Annotated in this window: 2 rRNA genes; both read left to right on the forward strand. The window is 57.3% G+C overall.

Annotation, left to right across the window (positions count from 1 at the left end):
- A 16S ribosomal RNA gene (locus ACZ63I_RS35010) occupies window positions 1-85 on the forward strand; the annotation flags it as partial.
- Between the two features lie 303 nt (window positions 86-388).
- Window positions 389-1660 (forward strand): 23S ribosomal RNA (locus tag ACZ63I_RS35015); the annotation flags it as partial.

Consider the following 1660-nt stretch of genomic DNA (forward strand, 5'->3'; position numbering starts at 1 on the left):
GGAGCTGTCGAAGGTGGGACTGGCGATTGGGACGAAGTCGTAACAAGGTAGCCGTACCGGAAGGTGCGGCTGGATCACCTCCTTTCTAAGGAGCACTTCTTACCAGGTTCTGCCTGGTCAGAGGCCAGTACATCGGCGTACGTCCGGTGCTGGTTGCTCATGGGTGGAACGTTGACTATTCGGCACGACCGGTCGGGATTTATTAGTACTGCTCCTCGGAGCGTGGAACGTGAATCCGGATGGGTCGGGTCGGGCACACTGTTGGGTATCTGAGGGTACGGACTTATGGTCTGTTCCTCTGATGCCGGCCCCGGTACAGCACCTTTATTGGTGTGTGACGGGTGGCTGGTCGTTGTTTGAGAACTGCACAGTGGACGCGAGCATCTGTGGCCAAGTTTTTAAGGGCGCACGGTGGATGCCTTGGTACCAGGAACCGATGAAGGACGTGGGAGGCCGCGATAGGCCCCGGGGAGCTGTCAACCGAGCTTTGATCCGGGGGTGTCCGAATGGGGAAACCCGGCAGTCGTCATGGGCTGTCACCCGCTGCTGAACACATAGGCAGTGTGGAGGGAACGAGGGGAAGTGAAACATCTCAGTACCCTCAGGAAGAGAAAACAACCGTGATTCCGGGAGTAGTGGCGAGCGAAACCGGATGAGGCCAAACCGTATGTGTGTGATACCCGGCAGGGGTTGCGCGTACGGGGTTGTGGGAGTTCTTTTGATCGGTCTGCCGGCCGGTCGACGAGTCAGAAACCGTATGGGTAGGCGAAGGACATGCGAAAGGTCCGGCGTAGAGGGTAAGACCCCCGTAGCTGAAATCTGTACGGCTCGTTTAAGAACCACCCAAGTAGCACGGGGCCCGAGAAATCCCGTGTGAATCTGGCGGGACCACCCGCTAAGCCTAAATATTCCCTGGTGACCGATAGCGGATAGTACCGTGAGGGAATGGTGAAAAGTACCGCGGGAGCGGAGTGAAATAGTACCTGAAACCGTGTGCCTACAAGCCGTGGGAGCGTCGCGCATCGAGTTTACTCGGTGCGTCGTGACTGCGTGCCTTTTGAAGAATGAGCCTGCGAGTTTGCGGTGTGTTGCGAGGTTAACCCGTGTGGGGAAGCCGTAGCGAAAGCGAGTCCGAACAGGGCGACATAGTAGCGCGCTCAAGACCCGAAGCGGAGTGATCTAGCCATGGGCAGGTTGAAGCGGCTGTAAGAGGTCGTGGAGGACCGAACCCACCAGGGTTGAAAACCTGGGGGATGACCTGTGGTTAGGGGTGAAAGGCCAATCAAACTCCGTGATAGCTGGTTCTCCCCGAAATGCATTTAGGTGCAGCGTCGTGTGTTTCTTGCCGGAGGTAGAGCACTGGATAGGCGATGGGCCCTACCGGGTTACTGACCTTAGCCAAACTCCGAATGCCGGTAAGTGAGAGCGCGGCAGTGAGACTGTGGGGGATAAGCTCCATGGTCGAGAGGGAAACAGCCCAGAGCATCGACTAAGGCCCCTAAGCGTACGCTAAGTGGGAAAGGATGTGGAGTCGCAGAGACAACCAGGAGGTTGGCTTAGAAGCAGCCACCCTTGAAAGAGTGCGTAATAGCTCACTGGTCAAGTGATTCCGCGCCGACAATGTAGCGGGGCTCAAGCGTACCGCCGAAGTCGTGTCATT

The sequence above is a fragment of the Streptomyces sp. NPDC087906 genome (assembly GCF_055584925.1).